Origin of the sequence: Actinoplanes sp. NPDC051475 (assembly GCF_040689425.1) — a bacterium.
Taxonomy (GTDB): domain Bacteria; phylum Actinomycetota; class Actinomycetes; order Mycobacteriales; family Micromonosporaceae; genus Actinoplanes.
Genome location: NZ_JBFAZZ010000004.1, coordinates 349,907 through 375,801, shown reverse-complemented (window position 1 = coordinate 375,801; position 25,895 = coordinate 349,907). Strand labels below are relative to the sequence as shown.

Genomic DNA, 25,895 nt, shown 5'->3' with positions numbered 1-25,895 from the left:
CGCGGGCACTCTAACTCCCGGAGCCCAGCAGGGGATCCTCCAGAAGGCGTTCGAAGGCGAGCTCGGCCGCGCCGATCAGGGCGGCGTCGGCGCCCAGCTCGGGCGTACGCAGGCGGATGTGCTCGCGGCAGGCGGGCAGGGCGACCTCGTTGAGCCGCGATCGGATCTGGGCGGCCGCCACCAGGTACACGTCGCGCAGGGTGCCGCCGAAGATGATCGCCTCGGGGTTGAAGATGTTGACCAGGTTGCCCACGCCGAGACCGATCCACTCGCCCACGTGCCGGACCGCCTGCTGGGCCATCCAGTCGCCGCGCATCGCCGCCTCCACCACGTCGAGGATCGCCTCCCGGCCGCTGCGGTCCTCCCGGCCGGCCAGCTTCAGCAGCGCATACTCGCCGATCTCGGTCTCCCAGCAGCCCCGCGAGCCGCAGCTGCACGGCCGTCCGTACGGGTTGACCACCATGTGGCCGACCTCGCCGCCGTAGCCGCCGTGGCCGGTGATGCGCCGGCCGCCGGCGATGATGCCCGCGCCGACGCCGACGTCGCCGTACAGGTAGATGACGTTGTCCCGGCCGGCGGCCGCGCCGCGGCTGTGCTCGACCAGGGCGGAGACGTCGGCGATGTTGCCGACGATCATCGGGCCGACGTCGCCGATCTCCTCGACCAGCGCCTCGCCGACCGGTTCCTCGACCCAGCCGATCGTCGGGGCGAGCCGCACCATGCCGTCCGCGCGGCGCACCATGCCCGCGATCGCCAGGCCGGCGCCGACGTACCGGGCGCCCTCCGGCACGTCCTTGCGCATCTCGTGGATGAAGCCCGCGAGCGGCTGGACCGCGTCGACCACCTGCATGCCCCGGGGGCGGGGGGCCTCGCGCCGGTCGAGGATGGTGCCGCCGAGCCCGACGCGCGCGGCGCGCAGCCGGTCGACCTCGATGTTGAGTGCGTATGCGTAGACCTTCGACGACTCGGGCCGGACGACCAGTGACGGTCGCCCGGCCCGGCCGGTCTCGCGTTGTCCCTTCTCGGTCACCAGGCCGACGGCGGTCAGGTCCGCGGTCAGGGCGCCGATGGTGCTGCGGTTGAGGCCCAGCTTGGTGGTGAGCTCGGCGCGGGACGTAGCCCCGTGAATGTGTACGTATCGGAGCAACGTACCCAGGTTGTGCCGGCGTACCTCCTCCTGGCTGGGCCCGGCCTTCATCGGTTTCCGGTGGCGGCCGCCCTGCGGCGCGAGAGCGCGTCGACGCTGGCGGCGAGCAGCAGGATGAGACCGGTGACGACGAACTTCGTGCCCGAGCTGTAGCCCATCAGGCCCATGCCGTTGTCGATGACCGCGATGACCGCGCCGCCGATGACCGCGTCGATCACCCGGCCCTTGCCGCCGAAGAGGCTCGTGCCGCCGATCACCGCCGCGCCGACCGCGTACAGCAGGACGTTGCTGCCGCCGGAGTTCGGGTCGACCGAGTTTGCCCGGCTGGCCGCGACGATGCCGCCGATGGAGGCCATGAACGAGCCGATGACGAAGACCGAGATGCGGATGCGGTCGACCGGGATGCCCGCGCGGCGGGCCGCCTCCGTGTTGCCGCCGACGGCGTAGACGTGCCGGCCGTACGTGGTGCGGCCGAGGATGAAGGTCCACACGACGAGCACCACCGCGATGATCGGCGCGACGATCGGTACGCCCTTCACCGAGATGATCAGCGGGTTGATGCTGCGCTCCTGGGTCAGTACGGCGACCGCCACGAGCAGCAGGAGGGCGAGCGCGGCGATCCGTCCCAGCACGATACCCAGCGGGTCGGTGACCAGCCCGCGGGCGGCCCGGCCGCGGAGCCGCAGGAACTGCACCGCGGCGTACCCGATGATCGCGACGGCGGCGACCGCCCAGCTGACGGCGACCGACATGTTGTTGTTGGCGAGCGAGAGCACGAACTTGTCGCGGATCGAGATGTTCTTGCCGCCCTCGAGCAGCATCAGCAGGATGCCCTGGAACGCCAGGAAGGCCGCCAGCGTGACGACGAACGACGGGATGCCGATCTTCGACACCAGGAAGCCGAGCGCGAAGCCGATCACCAGGCCGGTGAGGAGGGCGACCGGGATGGCGGCGTACCAGTTCCAGTCGTGCTTGGTCAGCAGGATGGCCATGACCGCGCCGCAGACGCCGCTGGCGAAGCCGGCGGACAGGTCGATCTCGCCGAGCAGCAGGACGAAGACCAGGCCCATCGCGATGAAGATGACCGCCGCGCCCTGGGAGAACAGGTTGGCGAAGTTGACGGCGCTGAAGAAGGTCGGGCGGGCGATGCCGAAGATGAGGCAGAGCACGATGAGCCCGAGGATCGCGGGGAGGCTGCCGATGTCGCCGCCGCGGATCCGCCCCCAGTAGTCGTGCAGGTGACTGGCGACCGTGGGCTTGACGACCGTGACGCCGCCCGCGGTGGTGGTCGTGGTGGTCATGCGTCGGCTCCCGGAGGCGTGATGTCGACGAAACCGGCGGCGGCCGGTTTCTCGGGCGGCAGGCCGAGGTTTCCGCTGCGGCCGGAGGTGATGAGTTCGACGACCTGGGAGTGGGTCACGTCGCTGGTCTTCACCTGTGCTGCCATGCGGCCGAGGTAGAGCGCGGCGATGCGGTCGGAGACGGCGAAGACGTCGTTCATGTTGTGGGAGATCAGGACGACACCGAGGCCGTTGTCGGCGAGGCGGCGAACGAGTTCGAGGACCTGGGCGGTCTGGGCGACACCGAGGGCGGCGGTGGGCTCGTCGAGGATGACCACGCGGCTGTTCCAGAGCACGGCCTTGGCGATGGCGACGGTCTGGCGCTGGCCGCCGGAGAGGCTCGCGACGAGCTGGCGCAGGCTCTTGACGGTGCGTACGGAGAGACTGGCGAGGGTGTCGCCGGCCATCTGCTCCATGGTGGGTTCGTCGAGGACGAGGCCGCGGACCTTCTCCCGCCCGAGGAACATGTTCTGAACGATGTCGAGGTTGTCGCACAGGGCGAGGTCCTGGTAGACGACCTCGATGCCGAGGCTGGCGGCGTCGCGGGGGCTGTGGATCGCCACCTGGTCGCCGTCGAAGGTCATCGTGCCCGCATCGATGGTGTAGATGCCGCTGATGCATTTGACCAGGGTCGACTTGCCGGCGCCGTTGTCGCCGACGAGGGCGGTGACCTCGCCGGGGTAGACGCTGAGTCCGACGTCGTGCAGGACTTGGACGGGACCGAAGCTTTTGTCGATCCCGCGCAGCTCCAGTAGAGGTGTCGCGGCCACGGATGGTTCTCCTTCTCGATGCGGCGCCGCCCACGCCCGGCTAAGGCGTGGGCGGCGTCGTGCTTCGGCGTTCTACCGCGGTCAGCTCACGCCGTACTCGGTGCACAGCTTGGCGAAGTCGCCCGTGCACAGCTGGTCCTTGGTCACGAAGCCGTCGGCGACGACGTCCTTGACGTTCTCCTTGAAGATCGCCTTCGGGGTGAGCAGGACGGACGGCACGTCCTTGCCCGACTCCACATCCTTCACGCTCTGGGAGACGGACTTCTGCTCGCCCTTGGCGAGCGAGATGGCGAGGTCGGCGGCGGCGTCGGCCTCCTGCTTGATCGCCTTGTAGACGGTCATGCACTGGTCGCCGGCGAGCACGTTCTGCAGGCCCTGCACGGTGGCGTCCTGGCCGGTGACCGGCACCTTGCCGTTGAGCTTGTTCTTCTTGAGCACCGCGATCGCGGCGTTGCCCAGGCCGTCGTTGGCGGCCAGCACGCCCTTGATGTCCTTCTTCTGGGTCAGCATCTGCTCGAAGATCGTGCCACCCTGCGCGTTGTCCCAGTCCGGCACCGACTGGTCCGGGCCCTTCACGTAGTCACCCGACTCGTACTTCGGCTTCAGCACCGAGTCGTAGCCCTCCTTGAAGAGGGTCGCGTTGTTGTCGGTGGGGGAGCCGTTGAGCTCGGCGACCATCGGTTTGGTGGCCTTCATGTCGGTCAGGCACTTGACCAGACCTTCGCCCTGCAGCTTGCCGACCGCCACGTTGTCGAACGACACGTAGTACTTCGCGCCGCCGTTCAGGGTGAGCCGGTCGTAGTCGATCGTCGCGATACCCGCCGACGCCGCCTTGTCGAGGACCGCCTTACCCGTACCGGAGTCCAGGTTGACGATCATGAGGACCTTGACGCCGCTCGAGATCATGCCGTCGGCGATGGTCTGGAACTGGCTCTTGTCACCCTGGGCGTTCTGGATGTCGGCCGGCACGCCCGCCGCGTCGAACGCCGCCTTCAGGAACTTGGGGTCGTCGGAGGCCCATCGCTGGGAGCTCGCGGTGTCGGGCAGGATGACGCCGATCTTGCCGACGGATGAGCCGCTGGTGCCCCCGCTGCCGGAGTCGGTACCGCTGTCGCCGCCGCATGCGGCCATGCTGCCGCTGGCCAGCAGACCTGCCGCGGCAAGAGCGAACATTCCCTTACGCATTCCTAGTGTCCTCTCGGATCAATCCGGATCTTGCCTCGGATTCCTCGCGCGCGCAGCCGGGATGCCACTCCATGATGTTTTTGTTGCGTCGGGCAACGTATTCCCGTGGCACGGTGCAGCACAACCGGCATGGCGTACTCACAACGTGACGCTAGGTCACTTCGCGATCCGAAATCGGAGGTTCTCCGGAGAAAGATCCGGTTTGGTCGTAACGGTGTCGTAACGGTGCGGGACTTATGTCCGGATCCTGGCCGTGGCGGCCTCGGTCAGCCGGATCAGGTCCGCAGGGGCCATCGACACCTGCAATCCCCGCCGGCCGGCCGAGACGTACATCCGCTCGAGCGCGGTCGCGGAGTCGTCGATCACCGTGGGCAGTCGCTTGCGCTGACCGAGCGGGCTGATGCCGCCGCGCACGTAACCGCTGCTGCGTTCGGCAGCGGCCCGGTCGGCCAGCGTCGCCCGCTTCCCACCGGCCGCCCCGGCCAGCGCCTTCAGATCAAGATCCCCGGTCACCGGTACGACGGCCACGGTCAGCGCCCCGTCCACCTCGGCGATCAGCGTCTTGAACACCGACTCCAGGGGTACGCCCAGCGCCTCGGCCACCAGCGCGCCGTAGTTGGGGGCGTCCGGCGAAACGTCGTACGGGTGCAGCTCGTGCGGCACCTTCGCCGCGGACAGCACTACGGTCGCCGGCGTCCCGGCCGCCTTCTTAGCCACGATCAGCGAGGTTAACGGCACAGCAGTACGGTCGGCGCGCCCGCCACCCGGGTCAGCACGATCGACGCCGAGCCGCTGCCCCGCAGGCGCAGGTCACGGCGGAGCTGCTCGGGCTCCAACGCCGATCCGCGCTTACGGATCTCGGCGCGCCCCACCCCACGTTCGCGCAGCAACGCGCGCAGCCGCTTGAGCGAGAAGGGCAGCACGTCCGTGATCTCCAGGCGGCGGGCGTACGGCGTGTCCACGGGATCGTCGGTGTGGACGTACGCGATCTCCGGGTCGGCGAGCCGGCCGCCGATCTCCGCCGCGAATTCGGCGACGAGGTGCGAGCGGACGACCGCCGGATCCGGGTCGTACAGGAACCGGCCCACCGGTCCGACCGGCGCCGCTTCGAACCCCGAGCCGTGCAGCCCGGCCCCCGACGGCAATAGACTCGCCCGCCGTGCGAATTCCGCGAGCGGCCCGCACCAGAACGCCGCCTCGACCAGGTCGCCGTGGACGCTGACCCATTCGCCCTCGGCGCCCGGTGGCAGCAGGGCATGGTCGATGCCGGGTGCCAGCTTCAACACCGTCCGCGGCACCCGCCCGGGCAGCGCCGCGATGAAGTCCCACGGTGGCGACCACGACTGCGGGTCCATGACCCGGCCACGACCCGCGCGGCGGCGGGCCGGATCGGCGAAGACCGCGTCGAACTTCTCCACCTCGACCGTGGTGGCGTCCGCGCACTCCACGGTCACCAGCTCGGCGAGGCCGGCGGCAGCCGCGTTCGCCTGGGCCGCCGCCGCGGTCAGGGGATCGGCGTCCACCGCGTACACCTGGATCCCGTGCCGGGCCGCGGCCAGCGCATCCGATCCCAGCCCGCAGCCCAGGTCGGCGAGGGTCTCGACGCCGGCGGCCCGCAGCCGGGCGGCGCGGCGGTGGGCCACCACCGCGCGGGTCGCCTGCTCGAAGCCGGGCCGGGTGAAGAACATCGCCGCCGCCTCGGCCCCGAACTTGCTCTCCGCGCGTCGCCGCAGGTCGGTCTGGGTGAGCGCAGCGGCGGCGAGCGGCGCGGCGATACCGCGCGACCGCAGGGCCGAGGCCGCTGCCAAGGGATCTCCGCCGGCCACCTCGGCCGCGGCCGCAAGAGCCTCGGACCCTTCCGGGGTACGCAGGGAGGCGAGCAGTTCGAGGTCCACGGGAGTCATTCTGCCGTGTTGGCACTCTCCTTGACGGAGTGCTAGTTCCGGCATAATCTCCGATTAGCACTCTCAACCCGAGGGTGCCAGCGCGCGCCCCGTCCCGGGGAGTGCGCTTGCGCCAGGCGGACCGGCACCCGCGACGACGGCCCCGCCCGGTGGCATGAGGCATGAGATCGGCCGAAGCTGGCCGGCGAAACCTGTACCCAGGAGGGTATGCCCGTGACTACCGCGACCAAGGTTGCGATCAAGCCGCTCGAGGACCGGATCGTGGTCCAGGCGAACGAGGCTGAGACGACCACGGCGTCGGGCATCGTGATCCCCGACACCGCCAAGGAGAAGCCGCAGGAGGGCACCGTCCTCGCTGTAGGCCCGGGCCGCATCGACGACAAGGGCAACCGCATCCCGGTTGACGTCAAGGTCGGCGAGACGGTCCTCTACTCGAAGTACGGCGGCACCGAGGTCAAGTACGCCGGCGAGGAGTACCTGGTGCTCTCCGCCCGCGACGTCCTCGCGGTCATCGAGAAGTGACCTACTGACAGTGCTTCCCGCCCTGGCCCGCACCTGGGGCCAGGGCGGTGGTGCGTGAAGGGACCTACACATGGCGAAGATCCTCAGTTTCTCTGACGACGCCCGGCACCTGCTGGAGCACGGCGTCAACACGCTCGCCGACACGGTCAAGGTCACCCTCGGCCCGCGCGGCCGCAACGTCGTCCTCGACAAGAAGTTCGGCGCACCCACGATCACCAACGACGGCGTCACGATCGCCAAGGAGATCGAGCTCACCGACCCGTACCAGAACCTCGGTGCCCAGCTCGTCAAGGAAGTGGCGACCAAGACCAACGACGTCGCCGGCGACGGCACCACCACGGCCACCGTGCTCGCCCAGGCGCTGGTCCGCGAGGGCCTGCGCAACGTGACCGCCGGCGCCAACCCCATCGGCCTCAAGCGGGGCATGGACCAGGCCGCCGAGGCCGTCTCCAAGGCTCTGCTGGCCAAGGCGGTCGAGGTCGGCGACCACAAGTCGATCGCCAACGTCGCCACCATCTCGGCCCAGGACGCCACCATCGGCGAGCTGATCGCCGAGGCGATGGACCGGGTCGGCCGCGACGGTGTCATCACCGTCGAGGAGGGCTCCGCGCTCAGCACCGAACTCGTCGTCACCGAGGGTCTGCAGTTCGACAAGGGCTTCATCTCGCCGAACTTCGTGACCGACGCCGAGGCGCAGGAGGCCGTGCTCGAGGACGCGTACATCCTCATCACGACCCAGAAGATCTCCAGCGTCGAGGAGCTGCTCCCGCTGCTGGAGAAGGTTCTCCAGGCCGGCAAGCCGCTGCTCATCATCGCCGAGGACGTCGAGGGCCAGGCCCTGTCGACCCTCGTGGTGAACGCGCTGCGCAAGACCTTCAAGGTCGCCGCGGTGAAGGCCCCCGGCTTCGGGGACCGCCGCAAGGCGATGCTGCAGGACATGGCGATCGCGACCGGTGGCGAGCTCATCGCCCCCGAGCTCGGCTACAAGCTCGACCAGGTCACCGTCGACATGCTGGGCTCCGCCCGGCGCGTCGTGGTCGACAAGGAGAACACCACCATCGTCGACGGCGGTGGCAAGAAGTCCGAGATCGAGGACCGCGTCGCGCAGATCCGCAAGGAGATCGAGGCCTCGGACTCGGACTGGGACCGCGAGAAGCTCTCCGAGCGCCTGGCCAAGCTCTCCGGCGGCATCGCCGTCATCCAGGCCGGCGCCGCGACCGAGGTCGAGATGAAGGAGCGCAAGCACCGCATCGAGGACGCCATCTCGGCGACCAAGGCCGCGGTCGAGGAGGGCACCGTCCCCGGCGGCGGCGCCGCCCTGGCGCACATCGTCTCGGCACTCGACGGCAACCTCGGCCTCACCGGCGAGGAGGCGGTCGGCGTCTCGATCGTCCGCAAGGCGCTGGTGGAGCCGCTGCGCTGGATCGCGCAGAACGCCGGCCACGACGGCTACGTCGTGGTGGGCAAGGTCGCCGAGCTGGGCTGGGGCCACGGCCTCAACGCGGCCACGGACGAGTACGTCGACCTCGCCGCCTCCGGCATCATCGACCCGGTCAAGGTGACCCGCAACGCGGTCTCCAACGCCGTGTCGATCGCCGGCCTGCTGCTCACCACGGAGGGTCTCGTGGTGGAGAAGCCGGCCGAGCCGGAGCCCGCCGCGGGCGGCGGCCACGGGCACAGCCACGGTGGCCACGGCCACCAGCACGGCCCGGGCTTCTGACCGGTAGTTTCGGCGAAAGGGCGCGTCGCTTCCGCGGCGCGCCCTTCTCGTGTGTGATGCAGAACCGGGGAAAGGTGCGCGGATGATCGTCGTCGTGGAGGGACCCACCGCGGCCGGGAAGACCTCCTGGTGCCGCCGGTACGTCGGCAGACACGTGGCCGAGTACCAGATGACCGGCCGCGAACCGGCGGACGCCGTCGCGCTCGCCCGCCACTGGGTGCGGGCCGGCACGCAACGCTGGGCCACGGCCCTCGACCTGGAACGCGAGGACGGCATCGCGTTCTGCGACACCGACCCGGTGAAGTTGCACTACGCGTGGGGAATGGCGGCGCTCGGGCTCGCACCGCGCGCGCAGTTCGACCGGGAGCTGGCGGTCACCCGGGAGGCGTTCCGCAGCGGGCGGCTGGGCTTCGCCGACGCCGTCCTCGTGAGCCTGCCGGACATCGCGACGCTGCAGCTCCGCCGCGACGGGGACGAGACCCGCCGGCGGCGCAACTTCGCCGCACATGTGCAGCTCAGGGAGCCCTTGCAGCAGTGGTACGCGGCCCTGGAGAGCTTGTCGCCGGGACGGGTCGTCTGGGACCTGCCCGCGACCGGGGTGCCGAAGCTGCCCGAGCCGCGGGCCGAGCGGTGCGCGGTGGAACTGCTCGACTCGCTGGTCGCGGCGTTGCCGCCACTGCGACCGGCCGTCATGACTTCGTAAGAGCCATTCCCGGGCAGGCGCGGCAGGATGGATCGCGTGAAGCTTTCCGGTCCTCCCGCTGCTCCTGCCCCGGGCGGGGCCGCCTCGCTCCGGGCCGCCCTTCTGCGGGCAGGCCTGGCCGGGGTGGCGGCTGCCGCGGCGGGGCTCGGGCTCGGCGAAGTGGTGGCCGCCTTCATCGGACCGCAATCCTCTCCGCTTCTCGCCGTCGGGGGCGTGGTGGTCGACACCGTTCCCGGGCCGGTCAAGGACTTCGGCATCGCCGTCTTCGGCACGCATGACAAGACGGCGCTCATCACGGGCACGATGGTGCTGCTGGCCGGCTATGCCGCCGCGGTGGGCATGGCGGCGCTGCGCTCCTGGGTTCTCGCCCTGGGCGGGGTCGCGCTCTTCACCGTCATCGGCGTGGTCGCCGCGCTGACCCGGCACGATGCGGGTCTCGCCGCCGCGGTGCCCTCCCTCGTGGCCGGCCTGGTGGCGGCCACCGCGCTGCGCTATCTGATCGCTCTCGCCGCCTCCGTCTCTTCTCCGGACGCACCCGTGGCGGCTCCGCCGCCGCTCGACGGTGGCCGGCGCCGCTTTCTCGTCGGCGTCGGCATCGCGGCGGCCGTGGGGGCCGTCGGCGGTTTCGGCGGCCGCTACCTGACCTCCCGCCGCGCGGTCACCGCCGCCCGGCAGGCCGTGGTGCTGCCCCCGCCGGCGCAACCGCCCCCGCCGATCCCGCCCGGCGCCCAGGTCCCGGGGGCGACGGCCTACGTCACCTCGGCCGCCGACTTCTACCGCATCGACACTTCGCTGTACCCGCCCCAGGTCGACCCCGCCTCCTGGCAGTTGCACATCCACGGCATGGTCCGCAACCCCCTCACCATCACCTGGGAACAGCTGCTGCAGCGCCCGATGGTCTCGCGCTACGTCACGCTCGCCTGCGTCTCCAACGACGTGGGCGGCGACCTCATCGGCAACGCGCTCTGGCTCGGCACCCCGATCAAGGCCCTGCTCGACGAGGCCCAGCCGCTGCCGGAGGCGGACCAGGTGGTGTCCCGCTCGGTCGACGGCTGGACCTGCGGCACCCCGGCATCCGTCCTGCGCGACGGTCGCGACGCCCTCCTCGCCATCGGCATGAACGGCCGGCCCCTCCCGGTGCCCCACGGCTTCCCGGTCCGCATGGTCGTCCCCGGCCTGTACGGCTACGTCTCCGCCTGCAAGTGGATCACCGAGATCGAGCTGACCCGGTTCGCTGACTTCGACGCGTACTGGGTGCCCCGGGGCTGGTCGGCCCAGGCACCCATCAAGACGCAGTCCCGCATCGACACACCCCGCGACGGCGCCCGCCGCAAACCGGGAACGGTGACGATCGCCGGCGTGGCCTGGGCCCAGCACCGCGGCATCACCAAGGTGGAAGTCCAGGTCGACGCGCAACCCTGGGCGACGGCAACGCTGGCGCCCGCGGTGTCCGCGGACACCTGGGTCCAATGGTCACACCAGTGGCAGGCAACGCCGGGCGACCACACGCTGAGGGTTCGCGCGACGGACGCCGACGGCCAGACGCAGACGAGCACCCGAGCCTCGCCAGCCCCGGACGGCGCCACGGGCTGGCACACCGTGCAGATCACCGTGGAGTGAGCCCAGCTTGCGTCCTGGTGCGCTCGCCCCCCAGGGCGAACCGAACGTCGTCCTGCCCGGTCTACCCGGATCGCTGCGCGGAACGCCCGCACGCCCGTTTGCGCCGCACCCGGATCGCGTCGTCGTTGTCGCCGGCGTCGGTGCCCTCGGCGCCGGCGTCGCGATGTGCCGCTGGGGTCGGTGTGCCAATCGGGCTTGCCGTCAAGCCCGCCGTGCGCGGCTTGTGCGTGCGCAAATCGGATGGTCACGCTGGCGGCACGCGGCTGACCAGGCAGGATGCATCACCGGGGAGTCGCGGCGGGCGGGATGGGCGGACACAACCGGTTGATCGGGTGTCACGCGAAAGCCGCACTTTTCGTCCGACGTCAAGGGGAAGTTCGCTCATACGGTGGCTTGCATGTTCACCGATGCGGCTGACATGCCGTTACAAACGCCGACGCGGCTCCCGGCCGGGAACCGCGTCGTCAGGTGTGTGGTGGTGATGCCGCGCGTCGGGCGGCGTCAGGCCGCCGGTGCTTGCCGTTGTGCCGGCACCGTGGACTTGTGGGGCCGGCCGAGGCGTGCCTCGAGCCGGGCAAGGTCGACCCGTCCGTGATGCCGATCGGCAAGGTCATCCCAGCCGACCGCGAGCAGCCGCAGCCGCTCCGCTTCGCTGAAACCTCCCCAGACGCCGTAAGGCTCACGGACAGCCAGCGCGTGGGCGGCGCACTCGGCCCGTACCGGGCATGCGCCGCACATGGCCTTGGCCTTCGCCTCCCGGCGATTGCGGGAAGATCCGCGCTCGCCGTCGGGGTGGAAGAACTGGGCGCTGTCGCGCCCCCTGCACAGGCCGAGTCGCTGCCAGTCCCAAAGGTCGGCGATGGGCCCGGGCAGTCTACGAACGTTCGACATCAACACCCTCCTCCCGCGCGGCACCGCGGAGTGTTGTCATGAAGGGCCTGACTCAGGCCTGCCGCCCGTGTACCCCGGCAAACGTCGGATCACACACGAGTTGTCGATGTCTTCGCCTGCCGTATCTCACTGGTGCCGAAAGCCGTACCGATCTTTCCCATTTTTTCCATCTAAAGCGCGTAATGCTGCGGCCCTCGCGTGATCTCCTCTGAGAGAGAAGGAGGATCACTGTGCGTACCGTCCTCGTGTGCGTCCGTACCCCACTGGCGGCCCAGACCGTCGCGTCCACCGCGGCCCGGCTCGGCATGACCGGGGTGGTTCGGACAGCGGTGAGCGAGACCGAGGCCATGATCCGTCTGGCTGAAAGGCCGGCCGAGGTGGTTCTGGCCGACACCGCCGTGACCCGTCCCGACAGCGTCGGTTTCACCCGGCGCGTCCTCGCCCGCGCCCCACAGGCGCAGGTCGTTCTCTTCGGCGCGGAAGACCCCCGGGTCGCCGCCGCCACGGTCGCCGCCGGCGCCCGTGGCGTCATCCGCGGTGTCGAGCACGACCTGGTCAGTGTGGTCGCCAAGGCGCTCCTGCTCCTGCTGTTGCCGGTACGCCCGCAGGGCATGCCGATCAACGGCGCGAACGCCCAGCCCGCGGCCGTGGGCGGAGCGGGGCGCAACAACAACTCGGCTGCCGCCCGCGGGCTGCACCGTGACGGCCTGGCGATGGCCGGCACCCCGAACTCCGCGGGGATCCCGGCCATGCTGCCGAACTCGCCGATGGTCCCCTCCCAGCGGGGGGACGGCTCGGAGATCGACCCGGCGACCGGGCGACCCCTGGTCTGGCCGGGCAACGACCCCCGGGTCGGCGAGGCGGCTCCGGCCGGCCGCCGCCTGACGCTCACCGAGCGGGAGCTCCAGGTGCTGCGGGGGATGGCCGACGGCAAGAGCAACGCCGAGATCGGCCGGGAGCTCTTCGTGTCCGAGGACACGGTGAAGACCCACGCCCGGCGGCTCTTCCGCAAGCTCGGTGCCCGCGACCGCGCCCACGCGGTGGCGGCCGGATTCCGCGCCGGCCTGGTGGCCTGACGAGAACACATCGCCGGCGGCATCAGACGTGGCGATCAAGGCCGGGCGGGGTGGCCCGGTCAGATCGGCCGCAGGTGATCAGGCGACCGCGGGTCGGCCGCAGGTGAACGAGCGACGGCGGGTCTCCCACAAGGGCGGCCCGCCGTCGGCGTCGGTCAGTCTTCGGTAGGTCTCAGGACGGCTCGTCGTCCGTCCCCTCCGTCAGGGTGTCGTGTACGCCATCCGCATAACCCCGCGCGTACTCCCACGTGACGTAGTGATCCGGATCCGGGTCGTAAGCCGGCTCATGCACCCGCGGCCGCCCGCTGGACAGCAGATGGCGCAGGTTTCCCCGCAGCAGGTCCCAGTCGAAGTAGTGCGGTTCGTGGCAGTCCTCGCACTCGATCACCAGGCCGCGGATCCCCGTCGGGCTCAGCAGCGCCTGGTAGATCTCCAGGTCAGACAGGTCCTCGAGCACGTCCTGCCGCTCGACCTCGGTCAGCGGATCCTGCTCGGCGTCCTCGGCGAGGTCGTCGAGTCCCGCGGCCGGGTCGGCGGGGTCGCCGTTGAACGGGTCGATGGGCTCTTCTTGCACGCTGTATACCGTACCCATCAAGGGGCACTGTGTGCTGGCCCGCACGTGCTGTCCGCCCCCTCGGGTACGCCCTGACCGATGAGTAGGATGTAACACTCCGCCTCTTCGCTAGGGATGATCTGTGGAAACTGACTCCGCGCGCTTGGTTCCTCTCGGTCTGACGTTCGACGACGTTCTCCTGCAGCCCGGTGAATCCGACGTGGTGCCGAGCCGGGTCAACACCATCACGCGGCTGACTCGCAACGTCGAACTCACCATCCCGCTGCTGTCCGCGGCCATGGACACGGTCACCGAGGCGCGGATGGCGATCGCGATGGCGCGCGAGGGTGGCATCGGCGTGCTGCACCGCAATCTCTCCGCGGAGGACCAGGCCGCCCAGGTCGACCTGGTGAAGCGGTCGGAGTCCGGGATGATCACCCACCCGGTCACCTGCAGCCCCAACGACACGCTGCGCGACGTCGACGCGCTCTGCGGCAGATACCGCATCTCCGGTGTGCCCGTGGTCGACGGTGACGGCACGCTGGTCGGCATCGTCACCAACCGTGATATGCGGTTCATCACTGACGACGGCGCGAAGGTGCGCGACGTCATGACGAAGAGCCCGTTGATCACCGCGCCGGTCGGGGTGACGAAGGAGGACGCGCTCGCGTTGCTCCAGCGGCACAAGGTCGAGAAGCTGCCGCTGGTCGACGACAGCGGGCGGCTGCGGGGCCTCATCACCGTCAAGGACTTCACGAAGAGCGAGCAGTTCCCGAACGCGACGAAGGACCCCCAGGGCCGGCTGCGCGTGGCGGCCGCGATCGGCGTGGGCGACGAGTCCTACAAGCGGGCCCGGGGCCTCATCGACGCCGGCGTGGACGTGATTATCGTCGACACCTCGCACGGCCACCAGCGGCAGGTGCTCGACATGATCGCCCGGCTGAAGAAGGACACCACCACCGAGATCGTGGGCGGCAACGTCGCCACGTACGCGGGCGCCAAGGCGATGGTCGAGGCGGGCGCCGACGCGGTGAAGGTCGGTGTGGGGCCCGGCGCGATCTGCACCACCCGGATCGTCGCGGGTGTCGGCGTTCCCCAGATCACCGCGGTGATGGAGGCGGCCCGGGCCTGCAAGCCCGCCGGCGTGCCGGTGATCGCGGACGGCGGCGTCCAGTATTCCGGCGACATCGCCAAGGCGATCGTGGCGGGCGCCGAGACCGTGATGCTCGGCGGTCTGCTCGCCGGTTCCGAGGAGAGCCCCGGCGACCTCATCTTCGTCAACGGCAAGCAGTTCAAGTCGTACCGGGGGATGGGTTCGCTCGGCGCGATGCAGTCGCGCGGGCAGGCGAAGTCCTACTCCAAGGACCGCTACTTCCAGCACGACGTGCCGGAGGAGAAGCTGGTTCCCGAGGGCGTCGAGGGCCAGGTGCCCTACCGCGGCCCGCTGTCGCGGGTGATGGCGCAACTCGTCGGCGGACTGCGCCTGTCGATGGGTTACGCGGGAGCGGAGACCATCGCGGACTTGCAGGAGCGCGGTCAGCTCATCAGGATTACCGCTGCGGGTCTCAAGGAGAGCCACCCGCACGACATCCAAATGACCGTCGAAGCCCCCAACTACCACTCCCGCTAACCCGTAAAGAGGTAACCGACATGCGCGACGTGGTGGAGATCGGGCTCGGCAAGACCGCCCAGCGCGGGTATCACCTGGACGACATCGCGATCGTCCCGAGCCGCCGCACCCGGGACGTGGATGACGTGTCCACCGACTGGAAGGTGGACGCGTACCCGTTCCGGATCCCCTGCGTCGCGCACCCGTCGGACGCCACCATGAGCCCCGCGTCGGCGATCGCCCTGGGCCGCCTCGGCGGTCTGGGCGTGCTCAACGCCGAGGGTCTGTGGACCCGCTACGAGGACCCGACCAAGATCCTCGAGGAGCTCGCCTCCCTCGACGAGGAGGCCGACGCCACCAAGCGCCTCCAGGAGGTCTACTCCGAGCCGATCCGGCCCGAGCTGATCGCCGAACGCGTCAGGACCATCCGCGATGGCGGCGTCACCGTCGCCGTCCGGGTGTCGCCGCAGCACACCCTTGCGCTCGCCCCGGTGATCCTCGACGCCGGCGTCGACCTGCTCGTCATCCAGGGCACGCTGGTCAGCGCCGAGCACGTGTCCACGACGGACGAGCCGCTGAATCTCAAGGAGTTCATCGCCGACCTCGACCTTCCGGTCATCGTGGGCGGGTGCACGGATTACAAGACCGCACTGCATCTGATGCGTACGGGCGCAGCCGGCGTGATCGTCGGCGTCGGTGCCGACGAGTGGTCCACAACGGACACCGTGCTGGGCATCCGGGTGCCGATGGCGTCCGCGATCGCCGACGCGGCGGCGGCGCGTCGCGACTATCTCGACGAGACCGGTGGCCGCTACGTCCACCTGATCGCGGACGGGGGCATCCAGACGTCCGGCGACATCGCCAAGGCGATCGGCTGCGGCGCCGATGCGGTGATGCTCGGCGAGCCACTGTCTCTCGCCGAGGGTGCCCCGGCGGGTGGCGCCTGGTGGCACTCGGCGGCCAGCCACCCGAGCCTGCCCCGGGGCGGCTTCTGCATCGCCGGCGAGCCGGACGGCACCCTGGAGGAGATCCTCTACGGGCCCGCCGACCGGCCCGACGGCCAGCTCAACCTGTTCGGCGGTCTCAAGCGCGCCATGGCCAAGTGCGGCTACCACGACGTCAAGGAATTCCAGAAGGTGAGCCTCGTCCTCGACAAATGAGGGTGCTTCTCCCCCGTAGGGTCGTACCTACGTGACACGGGGGGAGCAGTAGGCGATGCGGGTGGTAATCGCGGCGGTCACCGTCGCCGTGCTGGCTTTGAGTGGTTGCAGCGACGACAAGAAGGAACAGCCGCGAGCCGGCGCCGCGCCGAGTTTCGCGCCGGGGTCCGACGGCGCCGGCGACCCGTACTTCCCGACGTACGGCAACGGGGGGTACGACGTCGCCGGGTACGACCTCAAGCTCAAGTACGACCCGGCAAGCGGGAAGCTCGAGGGCAGCGCGACGATCACGGCCACCGCGACGCAGGACCTGTCCCGCTTCGACTTCGACCTGGCCCACCTGACCGCGAGCAAGGTGACCGTGGACGGGCAGGCCGCCACCAGCAAGGCGGAGAAGAACGAGCTGGTGGTCACCCCTGCCGCGGGTGTCGCGAAGGGTAAGGCGTTCACCGTCGTCGTCGAGTACGGCGGCGAGCCCAAGGCGCTGACCAACGAGGCGCTCGGCGACGGCGGCTGGATGCGGACCAAGGACGGCGGTTTCGCGCTCGGCCAGCCGGAGTCGGCGAGCACCTGGTTCCCGGTCAACGACCACCCGAAGGACAAGGCGACGTTCGCGCTCGCCATGACCGTGCCCGAGGGCGTCGAAGCGATCAGCAACGGGGTGCCGGCGGAGCGGGCGACCGCCGGCGGGTGGACCACCTGGCGCTGGACCGAGTCGAAGCCGATGGCCAGCTATCTCGCCACGGTGGTCATCGGCCAGTACAGGATCACGAGCAGCACCCACGCCGGCAAGCCGATGGTCATCGCGATTCCCGAGTCGCTGCCCGCGGACGGTCCCGCCGCCCGGTCCCTCGCCCGGACCGGCGAGATCACCGACTTTCTGGCGACGCAGTTCGGGCCGTACCCGTTCGACGCGTACGGCGGGGTGGTGATCGACGACGCCCGGGTCGGGTACGCGCTGGAGACCCAGTCCCGCCCGGTGTACGGCAGCGTCTTCTTCCGCACCCAGCCCAACCCCGTGGTCGTCGCGCACGAACTGGCCCACCAGTGGTACGGCGACAGCGTGGCCCTCGAGCGCTGGCAGGACATCTGGCTGAACGAGGGCTTCGCCACGTACGCGGAATGGCTCTGGCAGGAGCACAAGGGTGAGCAGACCGCCCAGCAGGCGTTCGACCGGGCCTACAAGGGTTTCGACTGGCACGTGCCGACCGGCGACCCGGGCGCGGACCGGATCTTCGGCGACGCCGTCTACCAGCGCGGCGCGATGATCGTGCACGCCCTGCGCAAGACGATCGGCGACGACGCGTTCTTCGCGCTGCTGAAGAAGTTCCCGGCCGACCACCGCGACGGCAACGCCACCACCGACGATTTCATCAATGCCGCGGAGCAGGTCTCCGGCAAGGACCTCGCCGACTTCTTCCAGGGCTGGCTCTTCGGCACGACACCCCAGCCGAAACCTACTTCTTGATCAGCTCGGGGTGCTCGGCGAGGTACGCGCCCGGGTCGCCCGCCGCCACGGCCCGCAGGAACGCGCGCCCGGTCGCGTCAAGCTGCTCGCCGATGTAGCCGCCGTTGTGGAAGACCGAGTCGCCGGGCAGGCCCACCGAGGTCAAGCCGGAGGGGGCCAGGTCGCGCAGCGCGTACGCGTACTCGATCGGTGTCCGCGTCCCGGAGACGACCAGGGTGTCGCCCAGCGCGGTGAGCACCGCCTGGAGCTTGGTCCGGTCGGTTGCCAGACCGGCGTCCTCGGCCTGGGTGAGCAGCGCCTTGACCAGTTGCCGCTGGTGCCGCTGGCGGGTGTAGTCCCCGCCGGCGGTGTAGCGCTGCCGCGCGTAGTCGATGGCCTGCCAGCCGACCAGCTTGCGGGTGCCGGGCAGGTACGTCGCCTGCGGACCCACGTAGCCGCCGCCACCCGGGCGCAGCGTACGGGCGGTGCCGTCCGGGCGGCGGTGCTGCGACACCACCTTCTGGTCGATCGTCATGGTGACGCCGCCGAGCGCATCGGTCAGCCGGCTGAGCCCGTCGAACGTCAGGATCGCGCCCGCGTCGAAGGACCGGATGCCGGTGTACCTGCTGATGGTCCGGGAGAGCAGCTCGTACCCCTGGGCGACGTTCGCCCGGTCCGTTCCGGGCACCCTTGCGCCGTAACTCATCGCTTCGGTGAGTTTGTGCCGGCCGCCGCCGTAGCCGTTGCGCGCGAACGCGGGGATGTCGACCCTCAGATCCCGGGGCAGCGAGTACAGATATCCGGTCTTCAGGCCCGCATCGACGTGCAGCAGCATGATGGCGTCGGCGTGCGGTTGCCAGTCCGGGATGCTCACCCGGGTGTCGACGCCGATCAGCAGCAGGTCGAGCGGCCCGGTGAGGTCCGCGCCCGGCGGCGGGGCGGGGCTGGCCGTCGTGGGCACAGCGCTCGCCGTCGGCGCGCTGGGTGCGGGCGCCGCCGTGGGCTCACCGGAGTCGCCGCGAAGGGTGAAGGCGAACGCCGTACCGGCCCCCAGCAGCACTATCACGGCCGCCAGGACGATCCACAAGCCTCGCTTGGTCCGCATGTTGGAACAGTAATTGACGCTAACAAGCTGCTCAATGGCCCAAGATCTCGTCTTTTGGAACGGGGTATGGACAAGAACAAGATCGCCCGTACGCTGACCGCCGCGATTCGCCGAGGCGGCGGTCGATAACGGGGAGGCCGTCCTACATGAAGCTCGTTCCACGACGCGTCGTCGTCGCGGCGCTGTCGGCTGCGGTCGTCGCCGCGACCGCCGGTGTCTCGACCTGGGCCCTGGCCGATGAGACGCCGGACGCTCCCGTTCGGCTCGTCGTCGGGCTCAAATCCGGCGTCGGCACCGCCGCCCCGCTGGGCGCGGTGTCCGCGATGGGCGTGCGTGAGATCGACGCCGCGGGTCCGGCGCAGCAGGCCATGTCGGCGCTGCGGGCGCAGACCATCGAGGTCTCCCCGGCCCGCAAGGACCGCGTGATCGCCGCGCTCAAGAGCAACCCGGACGTCGCGTACGTCGAGGTCGACCGGGTCCGGAAGATGACCGCCGTCACGCCGGACGACCCCTTCTACACCGGCAAGGACGAGGACGAACCGCACCTCCCGCTGCAGGTTGAGGTCGACAACGTCCGGCTTCCCGAGGCGTGGGAGACCACAACGGGCGACGCCGCCGTCAAAATCGCGGTGGTGGACACCGGCGTGACGAAGACCGGCGACCTCGCGGACGCGGTCCTCGACGGCTACAACTACGTCAGCAACACCACCAACGCGGCCGACGACGTCAGCGGCGCGGGACCCAACGGCCACGGCACCGCGGTCGCGTCGCTGATCGCGGGGCGCGGCAACAACGGCGAGGGCATGGCCGGCGGCTGCTGGAGCTGCAAGATCATCCCGGTCAAGGTGCTCGACAAGAACGGCAACGGCTACGACAGCAACGTCGCCAAGGGCATCGTGTACGCGACCAAGGCGGGCGCGAAGATCATCAACCTGTCGCTGGGCGGCTCCGGCTCCAGCCAGGTGCTCGCCGACGCGGTGTCGTACGCGAACCTCAAGGGCGTGCTCGTCGTCGCGGCGGCGGGTAACGAGGGTGGCACCACCCATGAGACCGCCAAGCAGTATCCGGCGGCGTACTCCGACGTGGTCGCCGTCGGCGCGACGGGCCGCAACACCGACCAGCGGGCCGGCTTCTCCAGCTTCAACAAGAGCGGCGACACCTGGGTCGACATCGCGGCACCCGGCGTCGTCGCCGCCATGGACCGGTACGGCAACTACCACACCGGCTGGCCCGGCACGTCGTTCGCGGCGCCGATGGTCTCCGGGGTGGCCGGGCTCATCAAGACCGTGCACCCCGACTACACCGGCTGGTCGATGCAGCGCGCGCTGCTGAAGTCGGCGCGGCCGATCTCGCCCTCCGGCTGGGTCACGTACGGCATGCTCGACGCCGCGAAGGCGCTGACGATCGCCACCGACCCCGAGCCGCCGACGCTGACCGGCCTCTCCACCCCGGGTGAGGGCTGGCGCATGCACGGCAAGGTGGCGATCAAGCCCACCGGCATCGCCGACCCCTGGTCTGGCATGCGCAACGTCGACCTGTACGTGGACGGGATCTACAAGGCCCAGGACCGCACCGCGCCGTACGAGTTCACGTACGACACCACCGGGCGCAACGGCAAGGTGGCGCTGGAGATCAGGGCGTACGACAAGGCCGGCAACCGTGCGGTCTTCAAGCGCTCGATCACCGCGGACAACATCCTGCCGACCGTGAAGATCACCAGTGGCCCGGCGAACGGCGCCACGGTCTCCGGCACCGTGAAGCTCACCGCGACCGCGTCCGACGCCAACGGCGTCCGCACGGTCGAGATGCTGATCAACGGCAAGGTGAAGCAGACGGACACCACCGCGCCGTACAACTTCAGCTTCAAGGCGTCCAGCTACGCATCCGGGATGAAGGTGCAGGTCCGGGCCACCGACGTCGCCAAGAACATCAAGTACGACGCGACGCGTACGTACAAGCGCTGACCTGATCGCGAGAAAGCCCCCGCCGAGCGCTCCCGGCGGGGGCTTTCCGCTACCCGACTACAACCGTGCGGATCCGGGTTCTGCCGGTGGTCCGGCCGACGGTGGGGTCATGATGCTGCGCTTCGTGACCGTGGGCCTGCTCGCCGGCGGTATCGCCCTGGCCGGAAGCGGCCCCGCCGCAGCCGCGCCGGCCGCGGCGCAGGCGCCGGTCTCGCTCGTCGTCGGCCTGCGGGCGGACGCCGACGCGGCACCCGAGCCCGCGACGAGCGCCGAGGTCGTCGACAAGCTCGAGGAGAACGTCGACGTCGTCGCGAGCGAGCCGTTGACCGGCGCCGTCGCCGTGGACGTGCCCGCCGGGCAGGCCGCCGAGGCCGCCGAGGCGCTGCGTGCCGACCCGTCGGTCGCCTACGTGGAGCAGGATCACATCGCGACCATCGCCGCGACCACGCCGAACGACCCGGCCTTCGCCGGCCAGTGGGGCATCGAGAAGACCGGTGTCGACGCGGCGTGGGACCGTACCCCGGGGAGCGGCGGTGTCGTCGTCGCCGTGGTCGACACCGGGGTGAAGGCCATCCCGGACTTCTCCGGCCGCCTGCTGGCGGGCCACGACTTCGTCAATGACGACAGCGATGCCACCGACGACAACGGCCACGGCACGATGGCCGCCGGGGTCATCGCCGCCGCCGGCGACAACCGCACCGGGATCGCGGGGATCTGCTGGTACTGCAAGATCCTGCCGGTGAAGGTGCTGAACGCCAAGGGCATGGGCACCTACAGCGCCATCGCCGAGGGCATCCGCTGGGCGGCCGACCACGGCGCCGACATCATCAACCTGTCGCTGGGCGGCGCGGACGACAGCGAGCTGCTGCGGGACGCCGTCACGTACGCGACCGGCAAGGGCGTCGTCGTCCTCGCCGCCGCGGGCAACGACGGCAGCCCGGCGCCGCACTATCCCGCGGCGATCCCGGCGGCCATCGCGGTCGGCGCCACGACCTCCAGTGACACCCGCTACGGCTGGTCCAACTACGGCAGCGGCTGGGTCGACATCGCCGCGCCCGGCTGCAACCCCGCTCAGGGCATGAACGGCGTCGTCGGCGAGTTCTGCGGAACGTCCTCCGCCACTCCGTTCGCCTCCGGCGTCGCGGCGCTGCTGGCGTCGACGACCCCCGTACCGAGCAGCGCCACGATCCGGGCGACGCTGATCTCCTCCGCCGCCAGGATTCCCGGCACCTGGGTGCCCACGTCGTCGGGCCGGGTGGACGCACCGGCCGCGCTCGCCGCGCTGCCGGCCGAGGACGACTCGGTCGAGCCGGCGACCTCCTTCGTGACCCCGTCCGGTTCCGCGCTGGTGCGGGGAACGGTACGGGTGTCCGCCCGCGCCGCCGACGATCAGGGCATCGCCAAGGTCGAGCTGCTCGCCAACGGCATCGTGGTCGGCGTCGACCGGGTGGCGCCGTACGCGTTCTCGTGGCGTTCGGCGATCCGCGGCGGCACCGTGGCGCTGGGGCTGCGGGCGTACGACCGCGGCGGCAATGTGGCGACCGCCACGCGCCGCGTCACGGTCGACAACTGGGGCCCGGCCGTGAAGATCACCTCTGGTCCGGCGAGCGGCGCCCGCAACGTCCTCGGGACCAGGTCCGTGCGCTCGGAGGCCACCGACCACAGCGGGATCCGCCGCGCGGAACTGCTGGTCAACGGCAGGGTGGTGCAGAGCTCCACGGCGTCGCGGCACACGTTCACGGTGCCGACGGCGAAGTTCGGCAAGAGCATCAAGGTCCGGGTACGCGCATACGACCGCGCCGGCAACGTCTCGTACACCCCGACCCGCACGTGGTACCGCTGACAGCGGCTGCCCCGGCGCCCGGACGCTGCTCAGTGCGCCGGTAAACTCGCCGTCCATGAGCACACCGCGTCCGGTCCTTGTCGTCGACTTCGGCGCCCAGTACGCCCAGCTGATCGCCCGGCGGGTCCGCGAGGCGCGGGTCTACTCGGAGATCGTGCCGCACTCGATGCCGGTCGCCGACATGCTCGCGAAGAACCCGGCCGCGATCATCCTGTCCGGCGGACCGTCCAGTGTGTACGAACCCGGCGCCCCGGTGCTGGACCCCGCGCTGTTCGACAACGAGGTGCCCGTCTTCGGCATCTGCTACGGCTTCCAGGCCATGGCGCAGGCGCTCGGCGGCACGGTCGCGCACACCGGTTCGCGGGAGTACGGGCGTACTGTCCTCTCCCCGGCCTCCCAGGCCGGAACCCTGCTCCGGGAGCTCCCCGCCGACCTGCCGGTCTGGATGTCCCACGGCGACTCGGTCACGGAGGCGCCGAGCGGCTTCGCGGTGACCGCCTCCTCGGCCGGCGCGCCGGTGGCGGCGTTCGAGGACCTCGTCACCCGCCGCGCGGGCGTGCAGTTCCACCCCGAGGTGGCGCACACCCAGCAGGGCCAGGAGATGCTCAAGCGTTTCCTCTACGACATCGCCGGCCTCGAGCCCACCTGGACGTCCACCAACATCATCGAGGACCAGGTCGCGGCGATCCGCGAGCAGGTCGGCGACAAGCAGGTCATCTGCGGCCTCTCCGGCGGCGTCGACTCGGCGGTCGCGGCGGCGCTGGTGCACAAGGCGATCGGCGACCAGCTCACCTGCGTCTTCGTCGACCACGGCCTGCTGCGTGCGGGCGAGGCCGAGCAGGTCGAGAAGGACTACGTCGCGGCCACCGGCATCCGCCTCAAGGTCGTCGACGCCTCCGACGTCTTCCTCGGCCACCTCGCCGGCGTCACGGATCCCGAGCAAAAGCGCAAGATCATCGGACGGGAGTTCATCCGTACGTTCGAAGCGGCCGCCCGCGAGCTCGACGCCGAACGCCACATCGAGTTCCTGGTGCAGGGCACGCTCTACCCGGACGTGGTGGAGTCCGGGGGCGGCACCGGCACGGCCAACATCAAATCCCACCACAACGTGGGCGGGCTGCCCGACGATCTCCAGTTCGCCCTGATCGAGCCGCTCCGCACGCTCTTCAAGGACGAGGTACGGGCGCTGGGCGCGGAACTCGGCCTGCCGGAGGAGATCGTCCAGCGCCACCCGTTCCCCGGGCCGGGCCTGGCGATCCGCATCATCGGCGCGGTCGACCGCCACCGCCTCGACGTGCTGCGCGCGGCGGACCTGATCGCCCGCGAGGAACTGACGGCGGCTGGCCTGGACCGGGACGTGTGGCAGTTCCCGGTCGTGCTGCTCGCGGACGTCCGCAGCGTCGGCGTCCAGGGCGACGGCCGCACGTACGGCCACCCGGTGGTGCTGCGCCCGGTCTCCAGCGAGGACGCGATGACCGCGGACTGGTCGCGGCTGCCGTACGACGTGATCGCCCGGATCTCGACCCGCATCACGAACGAGGTCCCGGAGGTCAACAGGGTGGTCCTCGACGTCACGAGCAAGCCGCCGGGCACGATCGAATGGGAGTGACTGAGCTGCTGGCCTCCGCTTCGCTCCGGCGGGCACTGCGCCCTGGGGAGCCGATGACGAGGGCGCCGAAACAGACCACGGCAAAGGGCGCCTTGTCTGTTTCGGCGCCCTCGCCATCGGCGGGCGCAGTGCGACTTTGGTTGCGGGGTGCCGGCCGCCGTCACGGGGCCGGTGGGGTGCTCGTCGGCGCGGCAGCCGGCTCAGTGGCCGGCGGGTAGGTCGGGGGCCGGCCCCAGGCCGGGTCCGCGGGGTCGCGCCACGGCGGGACGGCCGGGCCCGGCTCCTCCGGCATCAGGAACCACATCACCGGGTAGGCGATCAGGGCGGTGCCCCAGGTCAGCACGGTCAGGCCGGCGAAGGCCACCCGGATGAGCACTGGGTCGAGGCCGAGGTAGCGGCCGATGCCGCTGCAGACGCCCGCCACGATGCGGTCGTCGAGGGGACGGCGGAGTTGCCGGTACGGGGCGACGGTCGGATCAGTCATGTCTCCAGAGTCGGCTTTTCCGCGCCCGGCGGCCTCGGTGAACGCCCGGAGTCCGACCCTGATTCCGGTACCGGGGTGACCCGCCGACGCCGGCTGATGGTCGTCGATACGGCCGGATCCGGCGTACCGTGAAGGGGGGAGGTCTGGGGGTATTGCTGTGTGTTACGAACTTGCTGCGATCGGTGCGGAGAAGCGCCCTGAACTGCGGTTACTGAGGGCTATCGCCCTGTCAGGAATCCGACATACGTTTCCTGGAGTTAACATAAACCGGGCAAGATGCCGCCCGTGACCCCCGCACTGGAACCGCTCCGCAGGATTGCGGCCTATGCCGTCGCGACCGATCCCCACGGCCGCGTCCTTCTCGTTCGTGCCTCGCCCCGCTCCGGCACCCCCGGCGTATGGTCCCTGCCCGGCGGCGCCGTCGATCACGGCGAGGACCCGAACCACACCGTCGTCCGCGAGACCGCCGCGGAGACCGGCCTGTCCGTCACCGTCACCGGCCTGCGCGACGTCCTGGCCGACATGCGCTCGCTGCCGCACCGCGGCGTCACGATCCACACCGACCGCCTCGTGTACGAGGTCTCCGTCCGCGGCGGCACCATCATCGACCGCGTCAGCCAGCCGACCGACCTCGCCCGCTGGCACACCCTCGAGGAGGCGCAAGAGCTGCGGCTGCGGCCCTTCACGGCGGCCGCGCTGGGGCTGCCGGCGGCCAGCGCCGACCTGCGCCCCGAGGAGGCTCCCGACTTCCCGTCCTTCTACGCCTATCCGGGGCCGGACGGGCTGCACCGCGCGCAGCGCTTCGCCGCGTACGCGATAGCCACCGACCCGCACGACCGCCTGCTGCTGACCCGCATCGCCCCGGGCTACCCGGGCGAGGGTTGCTGGCACCTGCCCGGCGGCGGGACGGACTACGGCGAACAGCCCGGCACCGCCCTCATCCGCGAGCTGCTCGAAGAGACCGGGCAGGAGGGCCGGCTCGTGGAGCTCCTCGGCGTGGCGAGCCACCGTGACGCGGCCTCGCTGGGCCCCGAGGGCTACCCGATCGACTGGCACGGCGTCCGGGCCTTCTACCGGGTCGCCGTCGACGGGCCCACCGAGGTCAGCGTCAAGGACGTCGGCGGTTCCACCTCCGAGGCGTGCTGGATGGCGCTCAAGGATGTCGCCGTTCTACCGACGGACAAACTCACCGAGGTCACCGCCGAGGCCCTGCGGGCCGCTGAGCTGCTCTGACATTCCGCCG

The 25,895-nt window shown here is 70.6% G+C and carries 22 protein-coding genes; 12 read left to right on the top strand and 10 right to left on the bottom strand.

Annotated features, from left to right (window positions below; genetic code table 11):
• Positions 1–10 precede the first annotated feature (10 nt).
• From AB0368_RS11220 to AB0368_RS11195, 6 genes are all read right to left on the bottom strand, one after another.
• A complete protein-coding gene (locus AB0368_RS11220) occupies positions 11–1,198 on the bottom strand; it encodes an ROK family transcriptional regulator (protein WP_366153672.1) in 1,188 nt (395 codons plus the stop codon).
• On the bottom strand, positions 1,195–2,448 hold the full coding sequence (locus AB0368_RS11215; RefSeq protein ID WP_366153671.1) for an ABC transporter permease: 1,254 nt from the start codon (positions 2,446–2,448) through the stop codon (positions 1,195–1,197). Before AB0368_RS11215 ends, AB0368_RS11220 begins: the two co-directional genes overlap by 4 nt.
• A complete protein-coding gene (locus AB0368_RS11210) occupies positions 2,445–3,257 on the bottom strand; it encodes an ATP-binding cassette domain-containing protein (protein ID WP_366153670.1) in 813 nt (270 codons plus the stop codon). Before AB0368_RS11210 ends, AB0368_RS11215 begins: the two co-directional genes overlap by 4 nt.
• Before the next feature lie 81 nt (positions 3,258–3,338).
• On the bottom strand, positions 3,339–4,442 hold the full coding sequence (locus AB0368_RS11205) for a substrate-binding domain-containing protein (protein ID WP_366153669.1): 1,104 nt from the start codon (positions 4,440–4,442) through the stop codon (positions 3,339–3,341).
• Positions 4,443–4,676: 234 nt separating this feature from the next.
• Complete coding sequence (ybaK, locus tag AB0368_RS11200; RefSeq protein WP_366153668.1) at positions 4,677–5,159, bottom strand: Cys-tRNA(Pro) deacylase; 483 nt, start codon at positions 5,157–5,159, stop codon at positions 4,677–4,679.
• Between the two features lie 11 nt (positions 5,160–5,170).
• Entirely contained in the window at positions 5,171–6,337 is a 1,167-nt protein-coding gene (locus AB0368_RS11195) for a class I SAM-dependent methyltransferase (RefSeq protein ID WP_366153667.1), read from the bottom strand.
• A 216-nt stretch (positions 6,338–6,553) separates the two neighbouring features.
• Here AB0368_RS11195 and groES point away from each other — a divergent pair, with 216 nt between their 5' ends.
• From groES to AB0368_RS11175, 4 genes are all read left to right on the top strand, one after another.
• A complete protein-coding gene (groES, locus tag AB0368_RS11190; protein ID WP_082771855.1) occupies positions 6,554–6,868 on the top strand; it encodes a co-chaperone GroES in 315 nt (104 codons plus the stop codon).
• A 70-nt stretch (positions 6,869–6,938) separates the two neighbouring features.
• Positions 6,939–8,588, top strand: coding sequence for a chaperonin GroEL (gene groL, locus AB0368_RS11185; RefSeq protein WP_366153666.1), 1,650 nt, complete (start codon positions 6,939–6,941; stop codon positions 8,586–8,588).
• An 82-nt stretch (positions 8,589–8,670) separates the two neighbouring features.
• Positions 8,671–9,291 (top strand): hypothetical protein, encoded by a 621-nt coding sequence (locus AB0368_RS11180; RefSeq protein WP_366153665.1) that lies wholly within the window; start codon positions 8,671–8,673, stop codon positions 9,289–9,291.
• 102 nt (positions 9,292–9,393) lie between these two features.
• Positions 9,394–10,911, top strand: a complete 1,518-nt coding sequence (locus AB0368_RS11175; protein ID WP_366153789.1) for a molybdopterin-dependent oxidoreductase — start codon at positions 9,394–9,396, stop codon at positions 10,909–10,911.
• Between the two features lie 501 nt (positions 10,912–11,412).
• On the opposite strand, the gene AB0368_RS11170 is transcribed toward AB0368_RS11175, so the two are convergent.
• Positions 11,413–11,802, bottom strand: coding sequence for a WhiB family transcriptional regulator (locus AB0368_RS11170; protein WP_249609411.1), 390 nt, complete (start codon positions 11,800–11,802; stop codon positions 11,413–11,415).
• A gap of 230 nt (positions 11,803–12,032) precedes the next feature.
• Here AB0368_RS11170 and AB0368_RS11165 point away from each other — a divergent pair, with 230 nt between their 5' ends.
• Positions 12,033–12,878: a helix-turn-helix transcriptional regulator gene (locus tag AB0368_RS11165; RefSeq protein ID WP_366153664.1), complete on the top strand. Its 846-nt coding sequence runs from the start codon at positions 12,033–12,035 to the stop codon at positions 12,876–12,878.
• 172 nt (positions 12,879–13,050) lie between these two features.
• On the opposite strand, the gene AB0368_RS11160 is transcribed toward AB0368_RS11165, so the two are convergent.
• On the bottom strand, positions 13,051–13,452 hold the full coding sequence (locus AB0368_RS11160; RefSeq protein ID WP_366153663.1) for a DUF5319 domain-containing protein: 402 nt from the start codon (positions 13,450–13,452) through the stop codon (positions 13,051–13,053).
• 121 nt (positions 13,453–13,573) lie between these two features.
• Here AB0368_RS11160 and guaB point away from each other — a divergent pair, with 121 nt between their 5' ends.
• From guaB to AB0368_RS11145, 3 genes are read left to right on the top strand one after another with little or no spacing between them, the layout of a single operon-like run.
• Positions 13,574–15,061 (top strand): IMP dehydrogenase, encoded by a 1,488-nt coding sequence (gene guaB, locus AB0368_RS11155; protein ID WP_366153662.1) that lies wholly within the window; start codon positions 13,574–13,576, stop codon positions 15,059–15,061.
• Positions 15,062–15,081: 20 nt separating this feature from the next.
• Positions 15,082–16,200 (top strand): GuaB3 family IMP dehydrogenase-related protein, encoded by a 1,119-nt coding sequence (locus AB0368_RS11150; protein WP_366153661.1) that lies wholly within the window; start codon positions 15,082–15,084, stop codon positions 16,198–16,200.
• A gap of 55 nt (positions 16,201–16,255) precedes the next feature.
• On the top strand, positions 16,256–17,668 hold the full coding sequence (locus tag AB0368_RS11145) for a M1 family metallopeptidase (RefSeq protein WP_366153660.1): 1,413 nt from the start codon (positions 16,256–16,258) through the stop codon (positions 17,666–17,668).
• Here the strand turns inward: AB0368_RS11145 and AB0368_RS11140 are convergent.
• The gene (locus AB0368_RS11140) at positions 17,658–18,752 is read right to left on the bottom strand and encodes an LCP family protein (protein WP_366153659.1); all 1,095 of its coding nucleotides are present in this window, start codon (positions 18,750–18,752) and stop codon (positions 17,658–17,660) included. The genes AB0368_RS11145 and AB0368_RS11140 overlap by 11 nt on opposite strands.
• Positions 18,753–18,898: 146 nt before the next feature.
• Between AB0368_RS11140 and AB0368_RS11135 the strand changes: the two genes are divergently transcribed.
• The 3 genes from AB0368_RS11135 to guaA all read left to right on the top strand — a co-directional run bounded on the left by AB0368_RS11135 (position 18,899) and on the right by guaA (position 24,168).
• Positions 18,899–20,716: a S8 family serine peptidase gene (locus AB0368_RS11135; protein WP_366153658.1), complete on the top strand. Its 1,818-nt coding sequence runs from the start codon at positions 18,899–18,901 to the stop codon at positions 20,714–20,716.
• 109 nt (positions 20,717–20,825) lie between these two features.
• Positions 20,826–22,559 carry a S8 family serine peptidase gene (locus tag AB0368_RS11130; RefSeq protein WP_366153657.1) on the top strand — a complete coding sequence of 578 codons (1,734 nt, stop codon included), beginning with the start codon at positions 20,826–20,828 and terminating at the stop codon, positions 22,557–22,559.
• A 55-nt stretch (positions 22,560–22,614) separates the two neighbouring features.
• Positions 22,615–24,168 (top strand): glutamine-hydrolyzing GMP synthase, encoded by a 1,554-nt coding sequence (gene guaA / locus AB0368_RS11125; protein ID WP_366153656.1) that lies wholly within the window; start codon positions 22,615–22,617, stop codon positions 24,166–24,168.
• Between the two features lie 160 nt (positions 24,169–24,328).
• Here guaA and AB0368_RS11120 read toward each other — a convergent pair whose 3' ends face one another.
• Entirely contained in the window at positions 24,329–24,652 is a 324-nt protein-coding gene (locus tag AB0368_RS11120; RefSeq protein WP_366153655.1) for a PspC domain-containing protein, read from the bottom strand.
• Between the two features lie 285 nt (positions 24,653–24,937).
• Here AB0368_RS11120 and AB0368_RS11115 point away from each other — a divergent pair, with 285 nt between their 5' ends.
• Positions 24,938–25,885 (top strand): NUDIX domain-containing protein, encoded by a 948-nt coding sequence (locus tag AB0368_RS11115; protein WP_366153654.1) that lies wholly within the window; start codon positions 24,938–24,940, stop codon positions 25,883–25,885.
• The last annotated feature ends 10 nt before the right edge of the window (positions 25,886–25,895 follow it).

Bases quoted from the DNA above. Each gene is read 5' to 3' on its own strand.
- AB0368_RS11220 (WP_366153672.1), bottom strand. From the start codon at position 1,198: ATGAAGGCCGGGCCCAGCCAGGAGGAGGTACGCCGGCACAACCTGGGT.
- AB0368_RS11215 (WP_366153671.1), bottom strand. From the start codon at position 2,448: ATGACCACCACGACCACCACCGCGGGCGGCGTCACGGTCGTCAAGCCC.
- AB0368_RS11205 (WP_366153669.1), bottom strand. From the start codon at position 4,442: ATGCGTAAGGGAATGTTCGCTCTTGCCGCGGCAGGTCTGCTGGCCAGC.
- groES (WP_082771855.1), top strand. From the start codon at position 6,554: ATGCCCGTGACTACCGCGACCAAGGTTGCGATCAAGCCGCTCGAGGAC.
- groL (WP_366153666.1), top strand. From the start codon at position 6,939: ATGGCGAAGATCCTCAGTTTCTCTGACGACGCCCGGCACCTGCTGGAG.
- AB0368_RS11180 (WP_366153665.1), top strand. From the start codon at position 8,671: ATGATCGTCGTCGTGGAGGGACCCACCGCGGCCGGGAAGACCTCCTGG.
- AB0368_RS11170 (WP_249609411.1), bottom strand. From the start codon at position 11,802: ATGTCGAACGTTCGTAGACTGCCCGGGCCCATCGCCGACCTTTGGGAC.
- AB0368_RS11150 (WP_366153661.1), top strand. From the start codon at position 15,082: ATGCGCGACGTGGTGGAGATCGGGCTCGGCAAGACCGCCCAGCGCGGG.
- AB0368_RS11145 (WP_366153660.1), top strand. From the start codon at position 16,256: ATGCGGGTGGTAATCGCGGCGGTCACCGTCGCCGTGCTGGCTTTGAGT.
- AB0368_RS11140 (WP_366153659.1), bottom strand. From the start codon at position 18,752: ATGCGGACCAAGCGAGGCTTGTGGATCGTCCTGGCGGCCGTGATAGTG.
- AB0368_RS11135 (WP_366153658.1), top strand. From the start codon at position 18,899: ATGAAGCTCGTTCCACGACGCGTCGTCGTCGCGGCGCTGTCGGCTGCG.
- AB0368_RS11130 (WP_366153657.1), top strand. From the start codon at position 20,826: ATGATGCTGCGCTTCGTGACCGTGGGCCTGCTCGCCGGCGGTATCGCC.
- guaA (WP_366153656.1), top strand. From the start codon at position 22,615: ATGAGCACACCGCGTCCGGTCCTTGTCGTCGACTTCGGCGCCCAGTAC.
- AB0368_RS11120 (WP_366153655.1), bottom strand. From the start codon at position 24,652: ATGACTGATCCGACCGTCGCCCCGTACCGGCAACTCCGCCGTCCCCTC.